General features: G+C 66.1%; 20 protein-coding genes. 10 read left to right on the forward strand and 10 right to left on the reverse strand.

The features are described from left to right. The first annotated feature begins 20 nt into the window (after positions 1–20). The 3 genes from ACV095_RS14530 (at position 21) to ACV095_RS14540 (ending at position 3,964) form a co-directional block, all read left to right on the forward strand. Entirely contained in the window at positions 21–1,448 is a 1,428-nt protein-coding gene (locus ACV095_RS14530; RefSeq protein WP_018770167.1) for a class II fumarate hydratase, read from the forward strand. Positions 1,449–1,577: 129 nt separating this feature from the next. Beyond that, positions 1,578–2,246 carry a TetR/AcrR family transcriptional regulator gene (locus ACV095_RS14535; protein ID WP_056393489.1) on the forward strand — a complete coding sequence of 223 codons (669 nt, stop codon included), beginning with the start codon at positions 1,578–1,580 and terminating at the stop codon, positions 2,244–2,246. Further along, the gene (locus ACV095_RS14540; RefSeq protein ID WP_478222140.1) at positions 2,243–3,964 is read left to right on the forward strand and encodes an MDR family MFS transporter; all 1,722 of its coding nucleotides are present in this window, start codon (positions 2,243–2,245) and stop codon (positions 3,962–3,964) included. Before ACV095_RS14535 ends, ACV095_RS14540 begins: the two co-directional genes overlap by 4 nt. Before the next feature lie 22 nt (positions 3,965–3,986). Here ACV095_RS14540 and ACV095_RS14545 read toward each other — a convergent pair whose 3' ends face one another. Both ACV095_RS14545 and ACV095_RS14550 read right to left on the reverse strand, forming a co-directional pair. Beyond that, entirely contained in the window at positions 3,987–4,457 is a 471-nt protein-coding gene (locus ACV095_RS14545) for an NUDIX hydrolase (protein ID WP_018770170.1), read from the reverse strand. A 42-nt stretch (positions 4,458–4,499) separates the two neighbouring features. Further along, positions 4,500–5,045 carry a prepilin peptidase gene (locus ACV095_RS14550; RefSeq protein WP_478222141.1) on the reverse strand — a complete coding sequence of 182 codons (546 nt, stop codon included), beginning with the start codon at positions 5,043–5,045 and terminating at the stop codon, positions 4,500–4,502. Positions 5,046–5,104: 59 nt separating this feature from the next. Here ACV095_RS14550 and ACV095_RS14555 point away from each other — a divergent pair, with 59 nt between their 5' ends. Together ACV095_RS14555 and ACV095_RS14560 are read left to right on the forward strand one after the other, a co-directional pair. Then, complete coding sequence (locus tag ACV095_RS14555; protein WP_026265915.1) at positions 5,105–5,905, forward strand: hypothetical protein; 801 nt, start codon at positions 5,105–5,107, stop codon at positions 5,903–5,905. Positions 5,906–5,941: 36 nt separating this feature from the next. Next, the gene (locus ACV095_RS14560) at positions 5,942–6,589 is read left to right on the forward strand and encodes a GNAT family N-acetyltransferase (RefSeq protein ID WP_478222142.1); all 648 of its coding nucleotides are present in this window, start codon (positions 5,942–5,944) and stop codon (positions 6,587–6,589) included. 356 nt (positions 6,590–6,945) lie between these two features. Here ACV095_RS14560 and ACV095_RS14565 read toward each other — a convergent pair whose 3' ends face one another. Next, positions 6,946–8,364 carry a PhoH family protein gene (locus ACV095_RS14565; protein ID WP_018770175.1) on the reverse strand — a complete coding sequence of 473 codons (1,419 nt, stop codon included), beginning with the start codon at positions 8,362–8,364 and terminating at the stop codon, positions 6,946–6,948. 239 nt (positions 8,365–8,603) lie between these two features. Further along, positions 8,604–9,365 (reverse strand): isoprenyl transferase, encoded by a 762-nt coding sequence (locus tag ACV095_RS14570; RefSeq protein ID WP_018770176.1) that lies wholly within the window; start codon positions 9,363–9,365, stop codon positions 8,604–8,606. Positions 9,366–9,513: 148 nt separating this feature from the next. On the opposite strand from ACV095_RS14570, the gene trhA reads away from it, so the two are divergent. After that, positions 9,514–10,257 carry a PAQR family membrane homeostasis protein TrhA gene (gene trhA / locus ACV095_RS14575; RefSeq protein ID WP_018770177.1) on the forward strand — a complete coding sequence of 248 codons (744 nt, stop codon included), beginning with the start codon at positions 9,514–9,516 and terminating at the stop codon, positions 10,255–10,257. Positions 10,258–10,298: 41 nt separating this feature from the next. On the opposite strand, the gene ACV095_RS14580 is transcribed toward trhA, so the two are convergent. Both ACV095_RS14580 and mca read right to left on the reverse strand, forming a co-directional pair. Beyond that, positions 10,299–10,640, reverse strand: a complete 342-nt coding sequence (locus tag ACV095_RS14580) for a hypothetical protein (protein ID WP_056393479.1) — start codon at positions 10,638–10,640, stop codon at positions 10,299–10,301. A gap of 98 nt (positions 10,641–10,738) precedes the next feature. Then, positions 10,739–11,644 carry a mycothiol conjugate amidase Mca gene (mca, locus tag ACV095_RS14585; protein WP_018770179.1) on the reverse strand — a complete coding sequence of 302 codons (906 nt, stop codon included), beginning with the start codon at positions 11,642–11,644 and terminating at the stop codon, positions 10,739–10,741. A gap of 128 nt (positions 11,645–11,772) precedes the next feature. On the opposite strand from mca, the gene ACV095_RS14590 reads away from it, so the two are divergent. Together ACV095_RS14590 and greA are read left to right on the forward strand one after the other, a co-directional pair. Continuing rightward, positions 11,773–12,231 (forward strand): DUF4307 domain-containing protein, encoded by a 459-nt coding sequence (locus ACV095_RS14590; protein ID WP_134164548.1) that lies wholly within the window; start codon positions 11,773–11,775, stop codon positions 12,229–12,231. 152 nt (positions 12,232–12,383) lie between these two features. After that, positions 12,384–12,878 (forward strand): transcription elongation factor GreA, encoded by a 495-nt coding sequence (gene greA / locus ACV095_RS14595; protein WP_018770181.1) that lies wholly within the window; start codon positions 12,384–12,386, stop codon positions 12,876–12,878. A 133-nt stretch (positions 12,879–13,011) separates the two neighbouring features. Here greA and ACV095_RS14600 read toward each other — a convergent pair whose 3' ends face one another. Genes ACV095_RS14600 through ACV095_RS14615 form a run of 4 tightly spaced genes read right to left on the reverse strand, consistent with a single transcriptional unit; the run spans position 13,012 to position 17,211 of the window. Beyond that, on the reverse strand, positions 13,012–13,629 hold the full coding sequence (locus tag ACV095_RS14600) for a rhomboid family intramembrane serine protease (protein WP_134164549.1): 618 nt from the start codon (positions 13,627–13,629) through the stop codon (positions 13,012–13,014). 9 nt (positions 13,630–13,638) lie between these two features. Further along, positions 13,639–14,877: a threonine ammonia-lyase gene (gene ilvA / locus ACV095_RS14605; RefSeq protein ID WP_018770183.1), complete on the reverse strand. Its 1,239-nt coding sequence runs from the start codon at positions 14,875–14,877 to the stop codon at positions 13,639–13,641. A 3-nt stretch (positions 14,878–14,880) separates the two neighbouring features. Next, entirely contained in the window at positions 14,881–16,212 is a 1,332-nt protein-coding gene (locus ACV095_RS14610; RefSeq protein WP_208324252.1) for an AI-2E family transporter, read from the reverse strand. Positions 16,213–16,248: 36 nt separating this feature from the next. Then, the gene (locus ACV095_RS14615; RefSeq protein WP_478222143.1) at positions 16,249–17,211 is read right to left on the reverse strand and encodes an aldose 1-epimerase family protein; all 963 of its coding nucleotides are present in this window, start codon (positions 17,209–17,211) and stop codon (positions 16,249–16,251) included. Between the two features lie 98 nt (positions 17,212–17,309). On the opposite strand from ACV095_RS14615, the gene galT reads away from it, so the two are divergent. Both galT and galK read left to right on the forward strand, forming a co-directional pair. After that, the gene (gene galT / locus ACV095_RS14620) at positions 17,310–18,467 is read left to right on the forward strand and encodes a galactose-1-phosphate uridylyltransferase (protein ID WP_478222144.1); all 1,158 of its coding nucleotides are present in this window, start codon (positions 17,310–17,312) and stop codon (positions 18,465–18,467) included. Then, complete coding sequence (galK, locus tag ACV095_RS14625) at positions 18,464–19,654, forward strand: galactokinase (protein WP_478222145.1); 1,191 nt, start codon at positions 18,464–18,466, stop codon at positions 19,652–19,654. The genes galT and galK overlap by 4 nt, the downstream gene beginning before the upstream one ends. Positions 19,655–19,668 lie beyond the last annotated feature (14 nt).

Raw genomic sequence — 19,668 nt, forward strand, 5'->3', positions numbered from 1 at the left:
GATCGCCATAAGCTAGCCCCATGACTTCCACTGAAGAGTTCCGCATTGAACATGACACGATGGGCGAAGTCCGCGTCCCCGTGAACGCACTGTACCGCGCGCAGACGCAGCGGGCAGTGGAGAACTTCCCCATTTCCGGCAAGACCCTTGAGCGCACCCACATCGAGGCGCTGGCGCGGGTCAAGAAGGCTGCCGCCCAGGCCAACGCAGAACTGGGCGTGCTCGACGGCGAGCTGGCCAAGGCGATTGCAGACGCTGCCGATGAGGTGGCCGCCGGCAAGTACGACGGCGACTTCCCCATCGACGTTTTCCAGACCGGCTCCGGCACCTCCTCGAACATGAACACCAACGAGGTACTGGCCGAACTGGCTACCCGCGCCCTGAAGGCCGCCGGCAGCGACAAGGTGGTCCACCCGAACGACCACGTCAACGCCTCGCAGTCCTCAAACGACGTGTTCCCCACCTCGGTCCACGTAGCTGCCACCTCGGCCCTGATCAACGACCTCATTCCCGCCCTGGGCTACCTTGCCGAGTCGCTGGAGCGCAAGGCTGTTGAGTTCAAGGACGTCGTCAAGTCCGGCCGCACCCACCTCATGGACGCCACCCCGGTGACCCTGGGCCAGGAGTTCGGCGGCTACGCCGCGCAGGTCCGCTACGGCATCGAGCGCATCAACGCTTCGCTCCCCCGTGTTGCCGAGGTTCCGCTGGGCGGGACCGCCGTGGGCACCGGCATCAACACCCCTGCCGGTTTCCCTGAGCGCGTCATCGAGCTGCTGGCAACGGACACCGGCCTGCCGCTGACCGAAGCCCGCGACCACTTTGAGGCGCAGGCCAACCGCGACGGCCTGATCGAGGCGTCCAGCCAGCTGCGCAACATCGCCATCTCGTTCATGAAGATCAACAACGATCTCCGCTGGATGGGTTCCGGCCCCAACACCGGCCTTGGCGAAATTGCCATCCCCGACCTCCAGCCGGGCTCGTCCATCATGCCCGGCAAGGTCAACCCGGTCATCTGCGAAGCGTCCATCATGGTCGCTGCCCAGGTCATCGGCAACGACACCGCCATCGCCTGGTCCGGCACCAACGGCGCCTTCGAGCTCAACGTGGGCATCCCGGTCATGGCCGCGAACCTGCTGGAGTCCATCCGCCTGCTGGCCAACACCAGCCGGGTCATGGCCGACAAGATGATCGACGGCATCACGGCCAATGTGGAGCGCGCCCGCTTCCTGGCCGAGGCCTCCCCGTCCATCGTCACCCCGCTGAACAAGTACATCGGGTACGAGAACGCCGCCAAGATCGCCAAGACCGCCGTCAAGGAGGGCCTGACCATCCGCCAGGCCACCGAGAAGCTCGGCTTCGTCGGCGACGGCGACGGCAAGGTTTCCGAGGCCGACCTCGAGAAGGCACTGGACGTCACCACCATGACGTCCCCCGCCCACAAGGCCTGACGAACCACCGCCCAAAAGTACGACGACGGCCGGTACCTTTCCTGCGAAAGGTGCCGGCCGTCGTCGTACTGCTTTTAAGGCCTCTTTCATAAGTTGCACGAATAACTGAATAGTGCAAAACTTTACTCCATGAGTTTGAGTGCAAGTTCGGAGACGGGCCTCAGGGAGCGGAAGCGCGCAGCCACCCGCAGCGCCATCACGTCAACCGCCCGCGCCATGACCGCCGAGCGGGGCCTCAACGGCTACACCGTGGAGGAAGTATGCGACGCCGCCGGAATATCGCGCCGCACCTTCTTCAACTACTTCCCCACAAAGGAAGACGCCATCATCGGGCACGCCGAAGACGACATCCCGGCCGAAGCAATCGACGAGTTCGTTGCCGGCGGAGCAGACTCTCCCGCCGGCGAAATCTCCCCCACACTCTTTCGCGACCTCATCCGGCTCTCGCTCCGCCTGGCCGAGGGCATGTCAGCCTCCGAAGAGGAAACCCGGCAGCTGATTGGCGTCGTCCACAAGGAGCCCCAGCTCATCCTCCGCATCATTGGCGTCACGGAGCAGCGCGAAGCCCAGTTCGCCAGGGACGTGGCCCGCCGCGAAGGAGTGGCCCCCGACCACCCCGTGGTGCAGATGGCCGTAGTGCTGCTCAGTACCATCGCCCGCAAGAGCAGCATGGCCTACTTCTCCGACGGCAACACCCGCAGTTACCCGGACCTGCTGCTGGAGAACATCTCCGCAGCCAGCGTCCTGTTTTCCCAACCCTTCGATATCCCGGACACTGCCGCAAAAGGACAACCATGAGCACCGCCACCACCAAGGCACCGGCAGGACCCCTGCTGCTGACGCAAAAACGCATCTGGATTATCTTCTCCGCACTGATCGCGGGCATGCTCCTCTCCAGCCTGGACCAGACCATCGTTTCCACCGCCATGCCCACCATCGTGGGCAAGCTGGGCGGCGTGGAGCACCAGGCGTGGATCACCACCGCCTACCTGCTGGCCACCACCATCGTGATGCCCATCTACGGCAAGTTCGGCGACATCCTGGGCCGGCGCAACCTCTTCCTGGTGGCCATCGCGCTCTTCACCCTGGCATCTGTTGGATGCGCTCTGGCCACCGACTTCTGGGGCTTCGTCATCTTCCGCGCCATCCAGGGCCTGGGCGGCGGCGGCCTCATGATCCTGTCCCAGGCGATCATCGCCGACATCGTTCCCGCCAAGGAGCGCGGCAAATACATGGGCCCGCTCGGCGCCATCTTCGGGCTCTCCGCCGTAGCCGGACCGCTGCTGGGCGGCTTCTTCGTGGACCACCTCACCTGGGAATGGGCCTTCTATATCAACATCCCGGTGGGCCTTGCGGCCTTCGCCATTGCCTGGTTCGCCCTGACCCTTCCCAACAAGAAGGCAGAAAAGCGGATTGACGTGCTGGGCGTTGTGCTGCTGTCCGCGGCCACCACCTGCCTGATCTTCTTCACCGACTTTGGCGGCAAGAAGGACGAGGGCTGGGATTCACCCCTCACCTGGGCCTTTGGTGCCGGCCTGCTGGTTTCCGCCGCCGCTTTCGTGATGGTGGAGCGGCGGGCTGAGGACCCCATCATTCCGCTGAGCCTGTTCCGGAACCGGATCTTCATCAATGCCACGGCCATTGGCTTCACCCTTGGCCTGGGCATGTTCTCCGCCATCGCGTTCGTCCCCACCTTCCTGCAGATGTCGTCCGGCACGTCGGCAGCCGAATCCGGTTTGCTGATGCTGCCGATGATGGCAGGCCTGATGGGCACGTCCATCTACTCCGGTATCCGGATCTCCAGGACCGGAAAGTACAGGATGTTCCCCATCCTCGGTGCCGTGCTCACCATGGCCGCCATGCTGTGGATGACCACGCTTGCCGCCAGCACCCCCATCTGGGTGATCTGCGTCCAGCTGTTCCTGTTCGGGGCCGGCCTCGGCCTGATCATGCAGGTGGTGGTCCTGGTGGTCCAGAACTCCGTTCCGGCCGACCAGATCGGCACCGCCACCAGCACCAACAACTACTTCCGCGAGGTGGGCGCAGCCATGGGCGTGGCGGTGTTCGGCTCGATCTTCACCACCCGCCTTTCGGAGGCCTTGACCAACGCTTTCACGGGGGCAGGTGCTTCAGCTGAGCAGGCCGGGCAGTCCACCCGGACCTTGGACCCGCAGGCACTGAACCAGCTCCCGGAGCAGCTGCGTGACGCTATCGTAAATGCCTACGCCGACTCGCTGGCACCGGTGTTCTGGTACCTGCTCCCGTTCATCGCCGCGGCACTGCTCCTGGCCCTCACGCTGAAGCAAATTCCGCTCTCGGACACGGCCGGAATGGTGGCCCGCGGCGAGGCAGTGGGCGGCGAAGAAGCCGAGCGGCTCGCCGCCGGCCTCGCCGGAGCTCCCGCAGGCGCCGCCGGCACTAAGGCGGACACTGGACGGGACACTGATTATGACGCAGGTGGGCGCGGGGACCACGTGAAGGACGACGACGGCGAGCTGGTTTCGCCGGGCCGCTGACCGCCGTCGGATACCCGGTTTTTCAGGGCTCGAAGTGGACGGCTCCGGAGGGCGCCAGTGCCTGGCGGATGCTGGTGAGGTGGCCGGGCATGAGTTCGGGAAGGTCGTCCATGCTGAACCAGCCAACAGCCAGGGATTCGTCGTCATTGACCTTGGCTTCGCCGGAGACGTAACGGCACAGGAACACCACGTCCAGGAACTCGCAGATGTCACCGTTGGGATAGGTAACCGGCCCCACCGCGCCCACGGACACCACACGTTCCGCTTCGGCCACCACAGCTGTTTCCTCGAAGATCTCCCGGATGAGCCCCCGTGCAGGCTGCTCCCCCGGGTCCAGCATGCCGCTCACCAGCGCCCACTGCCCGTTGTCTGCCCGCTGGGCCAGCAGGATACGGCCCGCATCATCCACCACGACACCCCGCACCCCGGGGACCCAGATGGGGTCGTTGCCGATCTTCTCGCGCAGCTTCAGGACGTATTCAGGTGCAGGCATACCGCCAGCCTATCGAACAGCCCGGGCAACATCGCAGGCAGCTCACGCGGGCAGCAGCATCGCGGCGGCGGCGCCGGCGAGCATGAACGGGCCGAACGGGATGGCGGACTTCAGGGTGCCCCGCCGGGCCGCCAGCAGGGCCAGTGACCACAACCCGCCCAGCAGGAACGCCAGGAACGTGCCCGCGAACAGATGGCCCCAGCTGAGGTAGCCAAGGTACATTCCCAGCACTCCCGCCAGCTTGACGTCGCCAAACCCCATCCCCGGCGGATAGATGAACCGGAGGACAAAATAGAACAGCCACAGGATCGCGGCGCCGGCCACAACGCGGAGGGCAGGGATGGCCAGGATCCCGCCGGTGTTCCCTGCAGTCGGCACGGGACCGGCCCAGGCAACCGCGGCCGCCGCCAGGAGGAGCGCACCGGCCACCGCATAGGACGGGAAGACGATCCTGTTGGGCAGGAGGTGGTGCCGGACGTCGATAATGGTGAGCCGGACCGCCATCACCGCAAAGTAAAGGCAGGCCGCCAGTACCAGCCAGAAGGCCAGCGGGGTGTGCTGCCAGAGTTCGCCGAGTCGTCCGATCACCCCTCGGATGCTACTGGATCCACCATTCCGCCCGTAGCACCCCCGCGTAAAATGTGGATATGTCGACCTGGGACTCCCGGCGCCGGGCGGTTCCGGGCCCTCCTTCCGTCCCCGCGGATCTGGCCGCGATGTTCCGGAACCTTTGCCGGTCTTCCCCCTGGAAGTGGCAGGCGCTGCGTTTTGAGTACTGGGACCAGGCCTTTGCGTCAGCTCCCACGCCCGGTGCACCCTTCGTCCGTGCGTGGCTCCGCCGGCCGGGGGCGCTCCGCCTTGAAAGCCCTGAGGGCCTGGTCCTTCACAGCACCACAGGCATCAATGACTCCCGCGACGGCATCTACGTCAGCGCCACCCGTAAGTCCTGGCTGCTCCCTCCGCACCTGGTCACACCCGTGTACGACGACGCCGGACTGGTCCGCCGCCGGCCGGAAGCCGCCTACGGCGAGCCCGGGTTCGGAAATGGACGCTTTTCAGCCGCCCTGGACCCCGTGGAATTGGCCGGGAACGCCCCCGTGCCCATCGAGTTCCCGGGCAGCAACGCCCTGGACATCCGGGACACCCGCTTCGCCGAGCACGAAGGCCGGCCGGTTTTGGAGGCGGTGGTGGCCCCCAGCGCCGCCTACCGCCCGGGCGATCCTGCCGCCCCCCTCTGCCTTCCCGGAAGTTCGCTCCTGCGGGTGGACATGGGTACCGGCGTCTGCGTATCCAGCCAGTCACTGGAGCAGGAAACCGGGGAGTATGGCCACTGGATCCGGATCCTCGCCGTGGATGAGTACATGCTCGATGACCTCTTCCTGGCACAGTCCATGAATCTCACCGACGTCCGCCGGCACATCAGCTGGGACATCGCCGCCAAGGCATGACAACCCCGCATGCCACCGATCGGCTAGGCTTCGCGGATGACTACCCTGGGCTCCATCTGGCCGCTGTTCGACCTCACGCTGTCCACGCCGCGGCTGGAGCTGCGCCCCATCACCGACCAGGACATCCCCGCGGCCGTGGCGGCGGCCCGGGGCGGAATCCATGACGCCGGCAGGAACCCCTTCAGCACTCCCTGGACCGAGCTGCCCGACGAGGAGCTGGGCCCCGACATGGCCCGCTGGTACTGGCGCTGCCGGGCCGAATGCACGCCCGAAAGCTGGACGCTGCTCCTCGGCATCTGGCACGAAGGCCAGTTCGCCGGCTGCCAGGACGTTGGAGCCAAGGACTTCGCGGCCCTCAGGACAGTCACCACCGGATCCTGGCTCAAGCAGTCCGTTCAAGGCCGCGGCCTGGGCAAGGAGATGCGTGCCGCCGTCGTCCTTTGGGCCTTTGACTGGCTGGGGGCAGAAGTCGCCGAATCCGAGGCAGCCATCTGGAACAGCGCCTCCCTTGGCGTGTCCCGCTCCCTCGGCTACGAACTCAACGGCACCACCCGCAAAGCCTGGGGCCCCAAAATCGAAACACTCCAGCACATCCGCGTCACCCCGGAGACCTTCAAGCGCCCCGACTGGGAGCTGAAGGTAGAGGGCCACGAGGCTGTGGCCAAGTTCCTCAAGGTCACCTGATTGCCTTACCGTGGCAGGGTTCGTCCGCCCCGAGTCCTTCGCCGTCGCTTAGACACCTCCCGACGCATTGCTCCGTTCGGCGATGCGCTCCTCCACGAAGGACTCGAACCGGACGTGTGCCAGGGCGCGCCTTCTGAACACTTCCGGTAGGGATCCCGCTCGAGCGGGGCTGCGGTCCTTCTCGTAGGAGCGCATCGCGACGCATCGGCCGCCGGAGGTCGCCCAGCGACCGGAGACGGCCCTATGCGTTGTGTCTAAGCGACGGAGAAGGGCCGTGGCCCGGCGAACCGGCCACGGCCACGCACGAAAAGGGCCGTGGCGGGACGAACCCGGCCACGGCCCTCAGCGAGGTGTCGCTAACCTTCCAGAAGTTCGGTGACCAGGGCGGCGATGGGCGAGCGTTCGGAGCGGGTCAGGGTGACGTGGCCGAAGAGGGGGTGTCCTTTCAGGGTTTCGACGACGGCGGCGATTCCGTCGTGGCGGCCGACCCGCAGGTTGTCCCGCTGGGCGACGTCGTGGGTCAGGACGATCTTGGAGTTCTGGCCGATGCGGCTCATGACCGTCAGGAGCACGTTCTTTTCGAGGGACTGTGCTTCGTCGACGATCACGAAGGCGTCATGCAGGGAACGTCCGCGGATGTGGGTGAGGGGCATGACCTCGAGCATGCCGCGGTCCATGACCTCCTCCACTACTTCCTGGCTGACCAAGGCCCCGAGGGTGTCGAACACGGCCTGCGCCCAGGGGTTCATTTTCTCGGACTCCGAACCTGGCAGGTAGCCCAGTTCCTGTCCGCCAACCGCGTAAAGGGGCCGGAAGACGATCACTTTGCGGTGTTCGCGGCGTTCCAGCACCGCCTCGAGGCCGGCGCATAGGGCAAGGGCAGACTTGCCGGTGCCGGCGCGGCCACCAATGGAAACGATGCCGACGGCGGGATCCATCAGCATGTCGATGGCCAGCCTCTGCTCGGCGGACCGGCCGTGGAGGCCGAACACGTCGCGGTCGCCCTTGACCAGGCGCACCTGCTTGTCGGCGCCCACCCGGCCGAGCGCGGAGCCGCGGTTGGACAGCAGGACCAGCCCGGTGTTGACGGGCAGCTCGGCGGCCGCGGGGATGAAGACGGGCTCGTGGCCGTACAGGGTGGAAATCTCCTGTTCGTCCGCTTCGATTTCGGCAACACCCGTCCAACCGGAGTCCTTGACCAGTTCGTTGCGGTACTCGTCGGCGGTGAGTCCCATGGCGGACGCCTTGACCCGCATGGGCAGGTCTTTGGACACGACGGTAACGTTGCGTCCTTCGTTGGCAAGGTTTTTGGCGACGGCGAGGATGCGGCTGTCGTTGTCCCCGCTGCGGAAGCCCAACGGCAGCACCTCGGACGAGATGTGGTTGAGTTCCACCATCAGGGTCCCGCCCTCGTCGCCGATGGGAAGGGGCTGGTTCAGGCCGCCGTGCTTGACCCGGAGGTCGTCCAGGAGCCGCAGGGCTTTCCGTGCGAAGTAGCCGAGTTCGGGGTCATGCCGTTTGGCCTCGAGTTCGGTGATGACCACGACGGGAACCACTACCTCATGCTCGGCAAACCGCAGGAGTGCGCGCGGATCCGAGAGGAGGACGGAGGTGTCGATGACGAAGGTGTGGATGTCGGCTTCCCTTCCGGAGACAGCAAAACCGGCCGCAGCATCAGTTGCTGCGCCGGTTTCAGAGGTAGCTCGCTCGGCGCGAGAGGTAGCTTTTCCACCCAGTCCGAAAAGGACCTCGGGCAGTTGTTCAGAAGTAGCCACATCGACTCCAGCCCCGGGCGCCAGCCCGGAATTGTTATTGGTGAGGCGGCTCGGCCAAGAGGCCGGGTCCGGCCTCCCATACAACCGGTGCGATGTTTCGCTCCATGTACTGGCCTCCCCGATCAGCCGGCGGTTTTGCCTGCTGATGGATATAACGTAAATCCACCCGGGGTAATTTCCGCAACCATTACGCGGCGATTTCTCTTGCAGGTGTGTGAACTTGTTATGAACCGGGGGTTTCAGGTGCCAAAGCGCCGCTGGCGGCCGGCGTAGTCGCGCAGGGCGCGCAGGAAATCCACCTTGCGGAAAGCAGGCCAGAGGGCCTCGCAAAAGTAGAACTCGCTGTAGGCGCTCTGCCACATGAGGAAGCCGGATAGCCGCTGCTCCCCCGACGTCCTGATCACCAGGTCCGGATCCGGCTGTCCGCGCGTGTACAGGAAGCGTGAGATGTCATCAACGCACAGGTCATCGGCAAGCTTGGAGATGTCCATGCCCTTGGCGACGGCGTCGTGCAGGAGTTCCCTGACGGCGTCGACGATTTCACGCCGGCCCCCGTAGCCCACCGCCACGTTGACATGGATTTTTTCCCGGACGGGTGTCCTGGCGGTGAGCTTGTTAAGGCGCTCGGCCAGGTAGTCCGGGAGCAGCTCAGGTGCGCCCATGGCGTGTACCGAGATGTTGGCGTCCTCGTCCAGCCGGTCCAGGGTGTTGGCGATAATGCCCATCAGGAGGTCCAGTTCCTCGCTGGAGCGGTTCATGTTGTCCGTGGACAGCATGTAGAGCGTCACCACTTTTACGCCGAGTTCCTGGCACCAGCCGAGGAATTCGTGGATTTTGTCCGCCCCGGCCTGGTGGCCCTGGCTGGTGGGTGCGTTGAACTGCTTGGCCCAGCGGCGGTTGCCGTCCACCATGACGCCGATATGGCGGGGGATCCGGTCGCGGGGAAGGTCCCTAAGCAGCCGGCGTTCGTAATAGCCATAGAGGAACCCGGGCAACTCCACGCGTCCACTCACCTGACTTTCCTGCCGTACGTACATCCACATCCTAGGCTACCGCCCGTGGCCGGCTGGCACGGCCAGTACCCCGGGAACATCAAAGCAGGGATGTTACCCGCGGGTAACTTACCGGCCCGTAAGTTATTCTGTTGGCATGAACAGCGACTCTCCGCACGCCTCCCGGGACCCCCAGCCGGAGGAGCGGAACACCGCCGCGGAACCAGGGCCCAGCGCCATGGATGACGCCGCCGTCCGCCTCGCGGAACTACTGATGATCAAGCCCAAGTGGCGGGGGTGGATCCACACGGTCACGGCCCCGCTCGCCCTTGCCGCCGGGATTATCCTGGTTGTCATTGCCCCCACCACGGACCGCCGGATCACGTCCGCCATCTACGCCGCCACAGGTGTTTTGCTCTTCGGCGTCAGCGCCGTCTACCACCGCGGCAACTGGTCCCCGCGCGTCAAGCTCGTTTTGAAGCGGCTGGACCACACCAACATCATGCTGGTGATCGCCGGCACCTATACGCCGCTGGCATGGACTCTCCTGGAACGCCAGCAGGCGGTGATCCTCCTGTGGGTCATCTGGTCCGGAGCCATCCTCGGCGTGCTGTTCCGGTTGCTGTGGACTGAAGCCCCCCGCTGGCTCTACGTGCCCATCTACATCGCACTGGGCTGCGGCGCGCTGTTCTACCTGCCGCAGTTCTTCCAGGCAAGCATCCCGGCGGCCGTGCTGATCTGCGTGGGCGGCGTCCTCTATATCGCGGGCGCAATTTTCTACGCGCTGAAGAAGCCCAATTTCAGCTACCACCACTTCGGCTTCCACGAACTATTCCATGCGTTCACCGTGCTCGCCTTCGCGGCACACTTCGCGGCGATCGCCATGGCAGTCCTCGACTAGAACCCCTTCACTCCGGAGCCGGCCCGGCCGAAGGGGCAGCCCTATTCGCGCGGCTGCGGATGTCCCCCGGCACTGCCGTTTCCGTTGGCATCGGTAGCTTCCGGAGGCGTCCCGCCGTCGCGCCCGTCCTGGACGTCCGCGGCGTCAACATCTGCGGCAGCTGCAGCGGCCAGGCGCTCTTCCTCCACCTGGGCCCGGTAGCGCACCCTGCGGATCCGACGCACCATATCCACAATGAGCAGGGCAGTCGCGACGACGAAGAACGCCGTCATGATGAACCCCAGCAGGCCCGGCGTCACCTGGTCCTCGGAAATCCCCTCCCGCAGTGTCGGAGTAGGCAGCGGGGTCGGCGTAGTGGCGAGGCTGAGGAGCAGAGATTGCACGGTTAATACCTTCTGGTGGAGCGGATGCAGCAGGAAGCGGACGGGACCGGCCGTCGCCGCGCCTGTCTTCTACGCAAGATAGAAATAGCCTGCCGTGTCTATCTTAGCCCGGCGAACAGGTCCTTCTCGGGGAGCTCGGAGGGCACCCTGGAATGGATCAGCGAATAGTCCTCCCACGGCCAAACCCGGCGCTGCATGTCGGGCGAAACGGCGAAGAAGAACCCCAGCGGGTCCACCTGCGTCCGGTGCGCGCGCAGCGCATCGTCGCGGACTTCGAAAAAGTCCCCGCAGTCAATCTGGGTGGTGGTGGGGTGCGCGGCCGGCGGCGGGGTGTGCCCCTCGGCGTCGGACTCCAGCCAGGCGGCCAGGCGCTCGGCGTACGGTGACTGCAGCCCTGCCTCCTCCAGCGCAAAGTGCAGTGCCCGGAACCGCTCAGGGCTGAAGGCGCGGTCGTAATAGAGCTTGCCTGGCTCCCATGGCTCCCCCGCCTCCGGATAGCGTTCGGGATCGCCTGCGGCCTCGAAGGCTTCCACGGCCACCCTGTGCGCCATGATGTGGTCCGGGTGCGGGTAGCCGCCGTTCTCGTCATAGCTGAGGATGACGTGCGGCTTGAAGGAACGCACCAGCCGCACCAGGGGCGCCGCGGCCTGGTGCAGGGGCAGGGTGGCGAACGATCCGGTGGGGAGCGGCGGCAGCGGGTCGCCTTCGGGAAGGCCCGAGTCCACAAATCCAAGCCACCGCTGGCGGATCCCGAGGATGGCGGCAGCCTGCTGCATCTCCAGCCTCCGGGCACCGGCCATATCCCGCTTGGGGTGGGGTTCGTCTTCCACCGCAGGATTTTGGATGTCGCCGCGGGAACCGTCGGTGCAGGTTGCCACCAGCACGTCCACACCGGCAGCCGCATACATGGCCATGGTCGCAGCACCCTTGCTTGATTCGTCATCCGGGTGGGCGTGGACCGCGAGCAGCCGCAGCGGCACCTGGGAGTTGCTGGACGCTGTCATGGAGGGGACGGCTCCTAATTCTTCTTTTGCGGCTCGTGGCAGCTTTCGGATGGTGTCGCGGGTGCGCTGCCTCGCCGGCAGCTGCAGCCACCGCAAAGCGCCGGCGGAAAGGGAACTAAACTGGTCTGGTGACTTCCCCGGACCAGCCGGCCCGCCCCGCGCCCGCAGACACTAGCCTAGCCAATCGGTATGGTGCTAAAAAGCGCCGGCTCTCCCCTAAGGCCACCCGGGCCGCGATCGGCCTGGCGCTTGCCGCGGGAATCGGGTTCCTGGCGTGGGTGACCACATCGAATTCGCTCTCCGGAGTGACGTTCAAGGACGTGGGTTACAGCACCACCGATGCCACGCTCGCCGAGGTGGACTTCCAGGTGACGCGGGAACCGGGCAAGCCCGTGAAATGTGCCGTGAAGGCGCTGGATTCCAAGTTCGCTGTGGTGGGCTGGAAAGTGGTGGACATCCCGCCTTCGGTGGCGGATGGAACGGCCGACGGCGGCAGGACGGTGGCCCAGCGCGTCACGTTGCGCACGGAGTCGGAGTCGGTATCGGGCGTGGTGGACAGCTGCTGGATTCCAGCCGGGGCGTCCTGAGCAGTGTGACGTGGAACGCTTCCCTGTTGGGTTATCTCCAGAGGATTGACTACAATGGGGAGATACCTTTACCCCGCTGAGCTGGTTGCTGTTCCACAAGTGGCCACCGTGGCGGGGTCTTTTGCATTGTAGGACCACTAGAGGAGAAGTCCGTGTCTACCACCAACAGCGCATCTGCAGCCTGGCTCACCCAGGAAGCTTTTGACCGCCTGAAGGCAGAGCTGGACCACCTTTCCGGCGCTGGCCGGGCGGAGATCGTCCAGAAGATTGAAGCAGCGCGGCAAGAGGGGGACCTCAAAGAAAACGGGGGCTACCACGCGGCCAAGGAGGAGCAGGGCAAGATTGAGGCCCGCATCCGCCAGCTGACGGCACTGCTCCGGGATGCCCATGTGGGTGAATCGCCTGCCGATGACGGCATCGTGGAGCCCGGCATGATCGTGGTGGCCAGGATCGCGGGCGACGAGGAGACCTTCCTGCTGGGTTCACGTGAGATCGCGGGCGACTCAGACCTGGATGTCTTCAGTGAAAAGTCGCCGCTTGGCGCTGCCATCCTGGGCCACAAGGAGGGCGAGACCCTCAGCTACGTGGCGCCCAACGGCAAGGACATCAAGGTGGAGATCCTCTCCGCCAAGCCCTACGCCGGCTAGCTCCGCGCATAGCTTTGTACGCGCAGTGCTCCGTAACAGGACAGCGCGAAACCGGGAAGCGGTGGCCCTCCCCCCAGGGGACGGCCACCGCTTCCCGTTAAGGCCTTGTGCCGGGCCTACTTCAGGCCGGCTGCTATAACTTCGCCGGCATCCCAGACGCGCGCGGACGAAGCAGCAGCGCCGCCACCACGCCGCCGGCGGCCCCGCCAAGGTGCGCCTGCCAGCTCACGTATCCGGACACGAACGGCAGGGCGCCCAGGAGAATGCTGCCGTAGCCCATGAAAAGGACCACTGCGAGCAGGACCTGGCGCCAACTGCGGTTGAAGAAGCCCCTGACCAGCAGGAACGCAAAGAGCCCGAACACCAGGCCTGAAGCGCCCACGGTGATGCCGTTCCCGATCAGCCACACCGTCAGCCCGCTGCCGAGCCAGCTGAAGGCAAGGGCGGTGAGGAACACGCGCAACCCGGAGAGGAACACCAGGAAGCCGAAGACGACCAGGGGCAGGCTGTTGGAAAGCAGGTGGTTCAGGTTGGCATGCAGGAGCGGGAAGGTGAAGATGTCCAGCAGCCCGTCGGCACTCCTGGGCCGCAGGCCGAAGGTCCGGGTGAGGGCCCCCATCATCAGTGTGTTGACCACTTCGATGGCGAACAGCACAGCCACAAAGCCGCCCAGCACCACCAACCCGCCCTTCGCGCGGGACGCGATGGCCTGCCGCCCGGGGAGGCGTCCGTTGCCCGTCAGTCCTGCCAAGGCCCGTTCCTAGTGCACGACGATCGGCTGGAAACCCTCGGCACGGAGTGCGCTGAGGACCTGCTCACCGTGCTGGTGGCCCTTGGTTTCCAGGTTCACGGTGATGGAGACGTCGCCCATGCTGATGGAGCCTCCCACCCGCGTGTGGTCCAGGCCGGTGACGTTGGCATCGTTTTCGGCAATGATGCGGGCAATGGTTGCCAGTGAGCCGGGGCGGTCATCAAGCATCATCCGCACCGTCATGTAGCGGCCTGCGGCGGAGAGGCCGCGCTGGATCACCTTGAGCATCAGCATGGGGTCGATGTTTCCGCCGGAGAGCACGGCCACGGTGGTTCCCGGGTTCTCGATCTTGCCGTCCATGAGGGCTGCAACGCCCACCGCCCCTGCAGGTTCAACCACCATCTTGGCCCGTTCCAGCAGGAAGATCAGGGCGCGGGCCAGGGAGTCTTCACTGACGGTGACCACATCATCCACCAGCTCGCGGATGATGCTGAAGGGCAGCTGCCCCGGACGCCCCACGGCGATGCCGTCCGCCATGGTGGAAACCTTCTTCAGCGGCACCAGCGCGTCGGCGGCCAGCGAGGGCGGGTAGGCGGCGGCGTTTTCCGCCTGGACGCCAATGATGCGGATCTCCCGGCCCAGTTCCCTGGCGCGGGCCTTGATGGCAACGGCGACCCCTGCCAGGAGCCCACCGCCGCCCACACCCATGAGGATTGTGTCAACGTTGGGGACCTGCTCGAGGATTTCCAGGCCCACGGTGCCCTGGCCGGCCACCACGTCCACATTGTCGAACGGGTGGACGAAGACCATGCCCGTTTCGTTGCTGTAGCGCTGGGCTTCAGCGAGCGCCTCGTCCACGTTGTGCCCGTGCAGGACCACTTCGGCGCCATGGCTGCGGGTGGCGGCGAGCTTGGGCAGTGCCACGCCCAGCGGCATGTAGATCCGGGCCTTGATGCCCAGGCTCTTGGCGGCGACGGCAACGCCCTGGGCGTGGTTGCCGGCGGAGGCTGCCACCACTCCCCGCTTTTTCTCGTCCGGGGAGAGCCGCGCCATCCGGACGTAGGCCCCGCGGACCTTGAACGAGCCGGCGCGCTGCAGGTTTTCGCATTTGAAATAGACGTCGCCGCCTACCATGGTCCCCAGCGCCCGCGACGATTCCACGGGAGTGCGCGCGATAATCCCGTCAAGCAGCTTCTGCGCCTCAAGGACATCGTCCAGTGTGACGGGAAGGGTTTCAAGGATCTTCACGGACTACTCTCCTCTGGGTTCTGCCCCGGTGCCTTCCGGGGAGGAATCACGGGCATCGCGGTGTTCGGCTGGAGTGCCGGACGCCGCGTCCTTCCCCGCGCCAGGTACAGACGGCGGTTCAACGTCCTTGATGGTGTTGTCCCCGCCTGCTCCGGCCGTGATGGGCTTCCCGGCAATTACCGGCACCTGTTCATGTTCCCACGTTCTTGCGGCGATGTAGCGAACAGCCGAATTTGCTACGGCCAGGATGGGTACCGAGAACAGCGCTCCGGGGATGCCGGCAAGGTAGGAACCGGCCGCAACGCTGAGGATCACAGCCACCGGGTGCAGCGAGACTGCCTTGCCCATGACCAGGGGCTGCAGGATGTGGCCTTCAAGCTGCTGGACCAGCAGGACGATGGCCAGCATGATCAGGGCGTTGATGGGGCCGTTGGCCACCAGCGCCAGCAGGATGGCCACGATACCGGTCAACAGGGCGCCCACCACCGGGATGAAGGAGCCGAGGAAGACCAGCACGCCCAGTGGAAGCGCAAGCGGGACTCCGATAATGGCGGCGCCCACGCCAATGCCGAGCGCGTCCACTGCCGCGACGAACATCTGGATGCGCGCGTAGCTGACCATGGACGCCCAGCCCCTGCGGCCGGCGCCGAAGGTGGCGGCCCGGGCTTTGCGCGGAAGCATCTTCACCAGGAACGCCCAGATCCGGTCACCTTCCAGGAGGAAGAAGATCAGGATGAACAGCGACAGCAGCATGCCGGCAGCGAAGTGCCCCGCGGTGCTGCCGAAGGACAGGGCGCCGCTGAGGATGCTGCTGCTGTTGTTCTGCAGCGCGTCGGTGGCTTCCCTGATGTACTGGTCGATCTGGGCGGCCGTGAGGTGCAGGGGGCCGGCAGAGAGCCAGTCCTGGACCTGCCGGACGCCTTCAAGGGCCTGGGAATAGAGCTCGCCGAATCCCACCGCCAATTGCCTGCCCACCAGGGCCAGGGCACCGACAATGACACCGATGAACCCGAGGACCGTCACGGCGACGGCTAGCCCAGCAGGCAGCCCGTGCCGCTTCAGCCACACCGTGACCGGGCTCAGGAGACCGGCGAGGAGGGCGGCCACCATAATCGGGATGATCAGGAGGGTGATGTGGCTGAGCAGCCAGACCAGCGTCCCCACCATCAGGAGAATCAGGCCCAGCCGCCACGACCAGGACGCCGCTATGCGGATGCCGTAGGGTATGTCCTTGTCCAGCTCACGGTCCGTCAGGACCCGCAGCGGCGCAGCGGAGGCGGGCGCCGGCGCTGAAACCGGGCGGGCCAGGGTAACGTCGTCCTCGTTAGGCGTCATATGCCAATACTTCCCCAGCTGCGGCCCGATGGGAAACTACTCCCCCGCCGCGCCGGGCTTGTGGTCGATGCCCCATTGCATGCTGAAGGACTCCCCCGGAGGCAGCCACCGGAGACCGTCGCCGGAGTTGAACGCGTTGGCCGGTCCCGTCATCGGCTCCACCGCCACTGCACGGCTACGGCCCGGGTACACCGTGCTCACGAAGATGTGGACGTAGCGGCAGGCCTCGTCCTGCCACAGCGACACCTCCCCGCCGTCGGACGCCGCGAGGGTGTGCCGCGCCCTGCCCCCTTCGAAGCTGAGGTCCGTCAGGGCCACGTCCACCGCCAGGTCCGCGATGTGCCGCCCGGACCGAAAATCCACATCCCCGGCTACAGGGGCCGAACTGCGGGGAATCAATCGCTCATCGGTCACCAGTTGGGTGCCGGCGGCAACGGTCAGCTGCAGTTCCTCAACCGGGGTGTCACCAAGCCGCAGGTAGGGGTGGGCGCCCAGAACGAATGGGGCGGCCGCCCCCGAGTCGTTCGTGAGGGTCTGCCTGACCTGCAGCCCCAGGTCTTCCGAAAGCCGGTACTCCACCCTGTGGCGCACCAGGAACGGATAGCCGTGCTGCGGGAACACTGTGGCCTCCAGTGCCACGGCGTCCTGCGACTCCGCAACCGCCGCGTAGCCGGTATTCCGAAGCAGGCCATGGCTGGCGTTGTTGCGGGACACTTCGGTGATGTCCAGCTGCTGCTTCCGGCCGTCGAGGAACCAGACCCCGTCCTCCACCCTGTTGGCCCAGGGCGCCAGGGTGATGCCTGCCCCACCGGGGGCGATCTGGTCATCGCCGTAGGTTTCGGTCAGCAGGACCCCGCCCCGGCTGAAGGAGCGGAGCCCGGCAGCGAGCTCCGTGACCACGGCGACGGCGTCGCCCCGGCGAAGCTCGTATTGCCGGCCGGTGGCGCAGGACAGGGGGGATGAGCGGGTGGAGGTTCCGTGTTCGGAAGAGGCTGTCATGGGCATTACCGTACATGGCACGAATGGCCCTTCCACCCCCCCTTGTTACTTTTTGTTCTTAACTATTCATTCTTGATCGTTTGTGCAAGACTTTTTGTATGACAGGGATTACCAGTACCAGACTCTCCGATGGGCGGGAGCTGATCTACTTCGACGATGACAGCACCAGCACGTCACGCGCCGGGCACCTCACCACCGACCACCGCGGCCTGCCCCCTCGCGGGGAGCCGGGCGAGGTGCGCTTCGATGCCCTGACGGACGAATGGGTGGCCGTCGCCGCGCACCGCCAGGCCCGCACCCACCTGCCGCCGGCAGACCAGTGCCCCATCTGCCCCACCACGCCCGCCAACGCTTCCGAGATCCCTTCCCCGGATTACGACGTTGTGGTCTTCGAAAACCGGTTCCCCTCGCTGGGACCGGCCCTGGGGCCCGTGCCTGACAACGCCGCATGGGGAACGAAAGGCCCGGCGTACGGCCGCTGCGAAGTAGTGTCGTTCACCCCCGACCACACCGGGTCCTTCAGCGGCCTCAGCGGGGAGCGGTCCCGCACGGTGATCGAGGCCTGGGCGCAGCGAACCGCTGCCTTGAGCGCCATGGCCGGCGTCAAGCAGGTGTTCCCGTTCGAAAACCGCGGCGCGGACATCGGCGTGACACTGCATCACCCACACGGTCAGATCTACGCCTACCCCTACATCACCCCGCGGGCCGGCACCCTGGGGGCGGCCGCCCGGAAGTACTACGACGCGCAGGACGGCAGGGACACCCTGACCGGTTCCCTGCTGCGGGCCGAACGGGAAGACGGCAGCAGAATGGTCCTCGAAGGCACGCATTTCAGCGCCTATGTGCCCTTCGCGGCCCGTTGGCCGCTGGAGATCCACCTCGTCCCCCACCGCCGGGTGCCGGACCTGGCTGCACTGGGCGGAGAGGAAAAGGACGAGCTGGCACACGTCTACCTCGACCTGCTCAAGCGGGTGGATGCCCTGTACCCCACGCCCACCCCCTACATCTCCGCCTGGCACCAGGCGCCGCTGGATGACTTCCTCCAGCCGGCGGGCTACCTCCATCTTCAGCTCACCTCCCCGCGCAGGGCGGCCGATAAGCTGAAGTACCTGGCCGGCTCCGAAGCGGCCATGGGCGCTTTCATCAACGACACCACCCCCGAAATTGTGGCGGAACGGCTGCGCAGTGTTGCGGTCCCGCCGTCGTCCGTGCCTGCCGCCGCCAGGGCGGCCACCCCGGAAGGAGCTTCTGCGTGAGCACCCAGGATCCGGCCAAGGCCGCGCCCGCATCCGCACCCGCCGCCCAAAGTCTCGGCGCCCGCTTTGAACTCGAGTTCGGAGGCGCTCCCGACGGCATCTGGCAGGCACCGGGCCGGGTTAACCTCATCGGCGAACATACCGACTACAACGAGGGCTTCGTCCTCCCCTTCGCCATCGACCGCACCGCCCGGGTGGCCATCGCGGCCCGCCCGGATTCAACCGTGCGGCTCCTGTCCACGTACGGCGACCAGGGCGTGGTCACCACCACCCTCGGCACCCTGCGGCCGGGAACAGCGAAGGGCTGGACCAAATACCCCCTCGGCGTCATGTGGGCCCTCCGGGAGCGGGGCATCACCGTTCCCGGGCTGGACCTGCTCCTGGACTCGAACGTCCCGCTCGGTGCCGGCCTGTCGTCGTCGCACGCCATCGAATGCGCCGTCGTCACGGCGCTCAACGACCTCACGGGTGCCGGGCTGTCGGCCCAGGACATGGTGCTGGCAACCCAGCGTGCGGAGAACGACTTCGTGGGTGCGCCCACGGGGATCATGGACCAGTCAGCTTCCCTTCGCGGCTCGAAGGGCCACGCCGTCTTCCTGGACTGCCGGGACCAGAAGGCAAGCCTGGTTCCTTTCGAGACCGAACCCGCAGGCCTGGTGCTCCTGGTGATTGACACCAAGGTGTCGCACTCCCACGCCGACGGGGGCTATGCGTCACGCCGGGAATCCTGCGAGCTTGGGGCGGAAGTGCTGGGGGTTAAGGCACTGCGGGACGTCGAGGTGGCTGACCTTGAGGAGGCAAGCGGCCTGCTGGATGAGGTGACGTTCCGCCGGGTGCGGCACGTTGTCACCGAAAATGACCGCGTGCTCCAGGCCGTGGAGCTTCTGGGCGGCCCCGGTCCCAGCGCCATCGGTCCCCTGCTGGACGCCAGCCATGCCTCCATGCGCGATGATTTTGAAATTTCCTGCCCGGAATTGGACTTGGCCGTGGACACCTCGCGGGCCCATGGGGCCATTGGTGCCCGCATGACCGGGGGCGGCTTTGGCGGAGCTGCGATTGCGCTGACCCCGGTGGACGCCGAGCAGAAGGTGCGCGCCGCCGTCACCCAGGCTTTTGCCGACGCCGGCTTCAAGGCGCCGGACATCTTTACCGTTTCCCCTGCCGCCGGCGCCCTGCGCCTTGCCTAGGGACGCCGCGGCAG

It is taken from the genome of Arthrobacter sp. JDC6, assembly GCF_056484025.1.

Bases quoted from the DNA above. Each gene is read 5' to 3' on its own strand.
- galT (WP_478222144.1), top strand. From the start codon at position 17,310: ATGACAGGGATTACCAGTACCAGACTCTCCGATGGGCGGGAGCTGATC.
- ACV095_RS14545 (WP_018770170.1), bottom strand. From the start codon at position 4,457: ATGCCTGCACCTGAATACGTCCTGAAGCTGCGCGAGAAGATCGGCAAC.
- ACV095_RS14610 (WP_208324252.1), bottom strand. From the start codon at position 16,212: ATGACGCCTAACGAGGACGACGTTACCCTGGCCCGCCCGGTTTCAGCG.
- ACV095_RS14615 (WP_478222143.1), bottom strand. From the start codon at position 17,211: ATGACAGCCTCTTCCGAACACGGAACCTCCACCCGCTCATCCCCCCTG.
- ACV095_RS14560 (WP_478222142.1), top strand. From the start codon at position 5,942: ATGACTACCCTGGGCTCCATCTGGCCGCTGTTCGACCTCACGCTGTCC.
- ACV095_RS14530 (WP_018770167.1), top strand. From the start codon at position 21: ATGACTTCCACTGAAGAGTTCCGCATTGAACATGACACGATGGGCGAA.
- ACV095_RS14535 (WP_056393489.1), top strand. From the start codon at position 1,578: ATGAGTTTGAGTGCAAGTTCGGAGACGGGCCTCAGGGAGCGGAAGCGC.
- mca (WP_018770179.1), bottom strand. From the start codon at position 11,644: ATGACAGCGTCCAGCAACTCCCAGGTGCCGCTGCGGCTGCTCGCGGTC.
- trhA (WP_018770177.1), top strand. From the start codon at position 9,514: ATGAACAGCGACTCTCCGCACGCCTCCCGGGACCCCCAGCCGGAGGAG.
- ACV095_RS14555 (WP_026265915.1), top strand. From the start codon at position 5,105: ATGTCGACCTGGGACTCCCGGCGCCGGGCGGTTCCGGGCCCTCCTTCC.
- ACV095_RS14540 (WP_478222140.1), top strand. From the start codon at position 2,243: ATGAGCACCGCCACCACCAAGGCACCGGCAGGACCCCTGCTGCTGACG.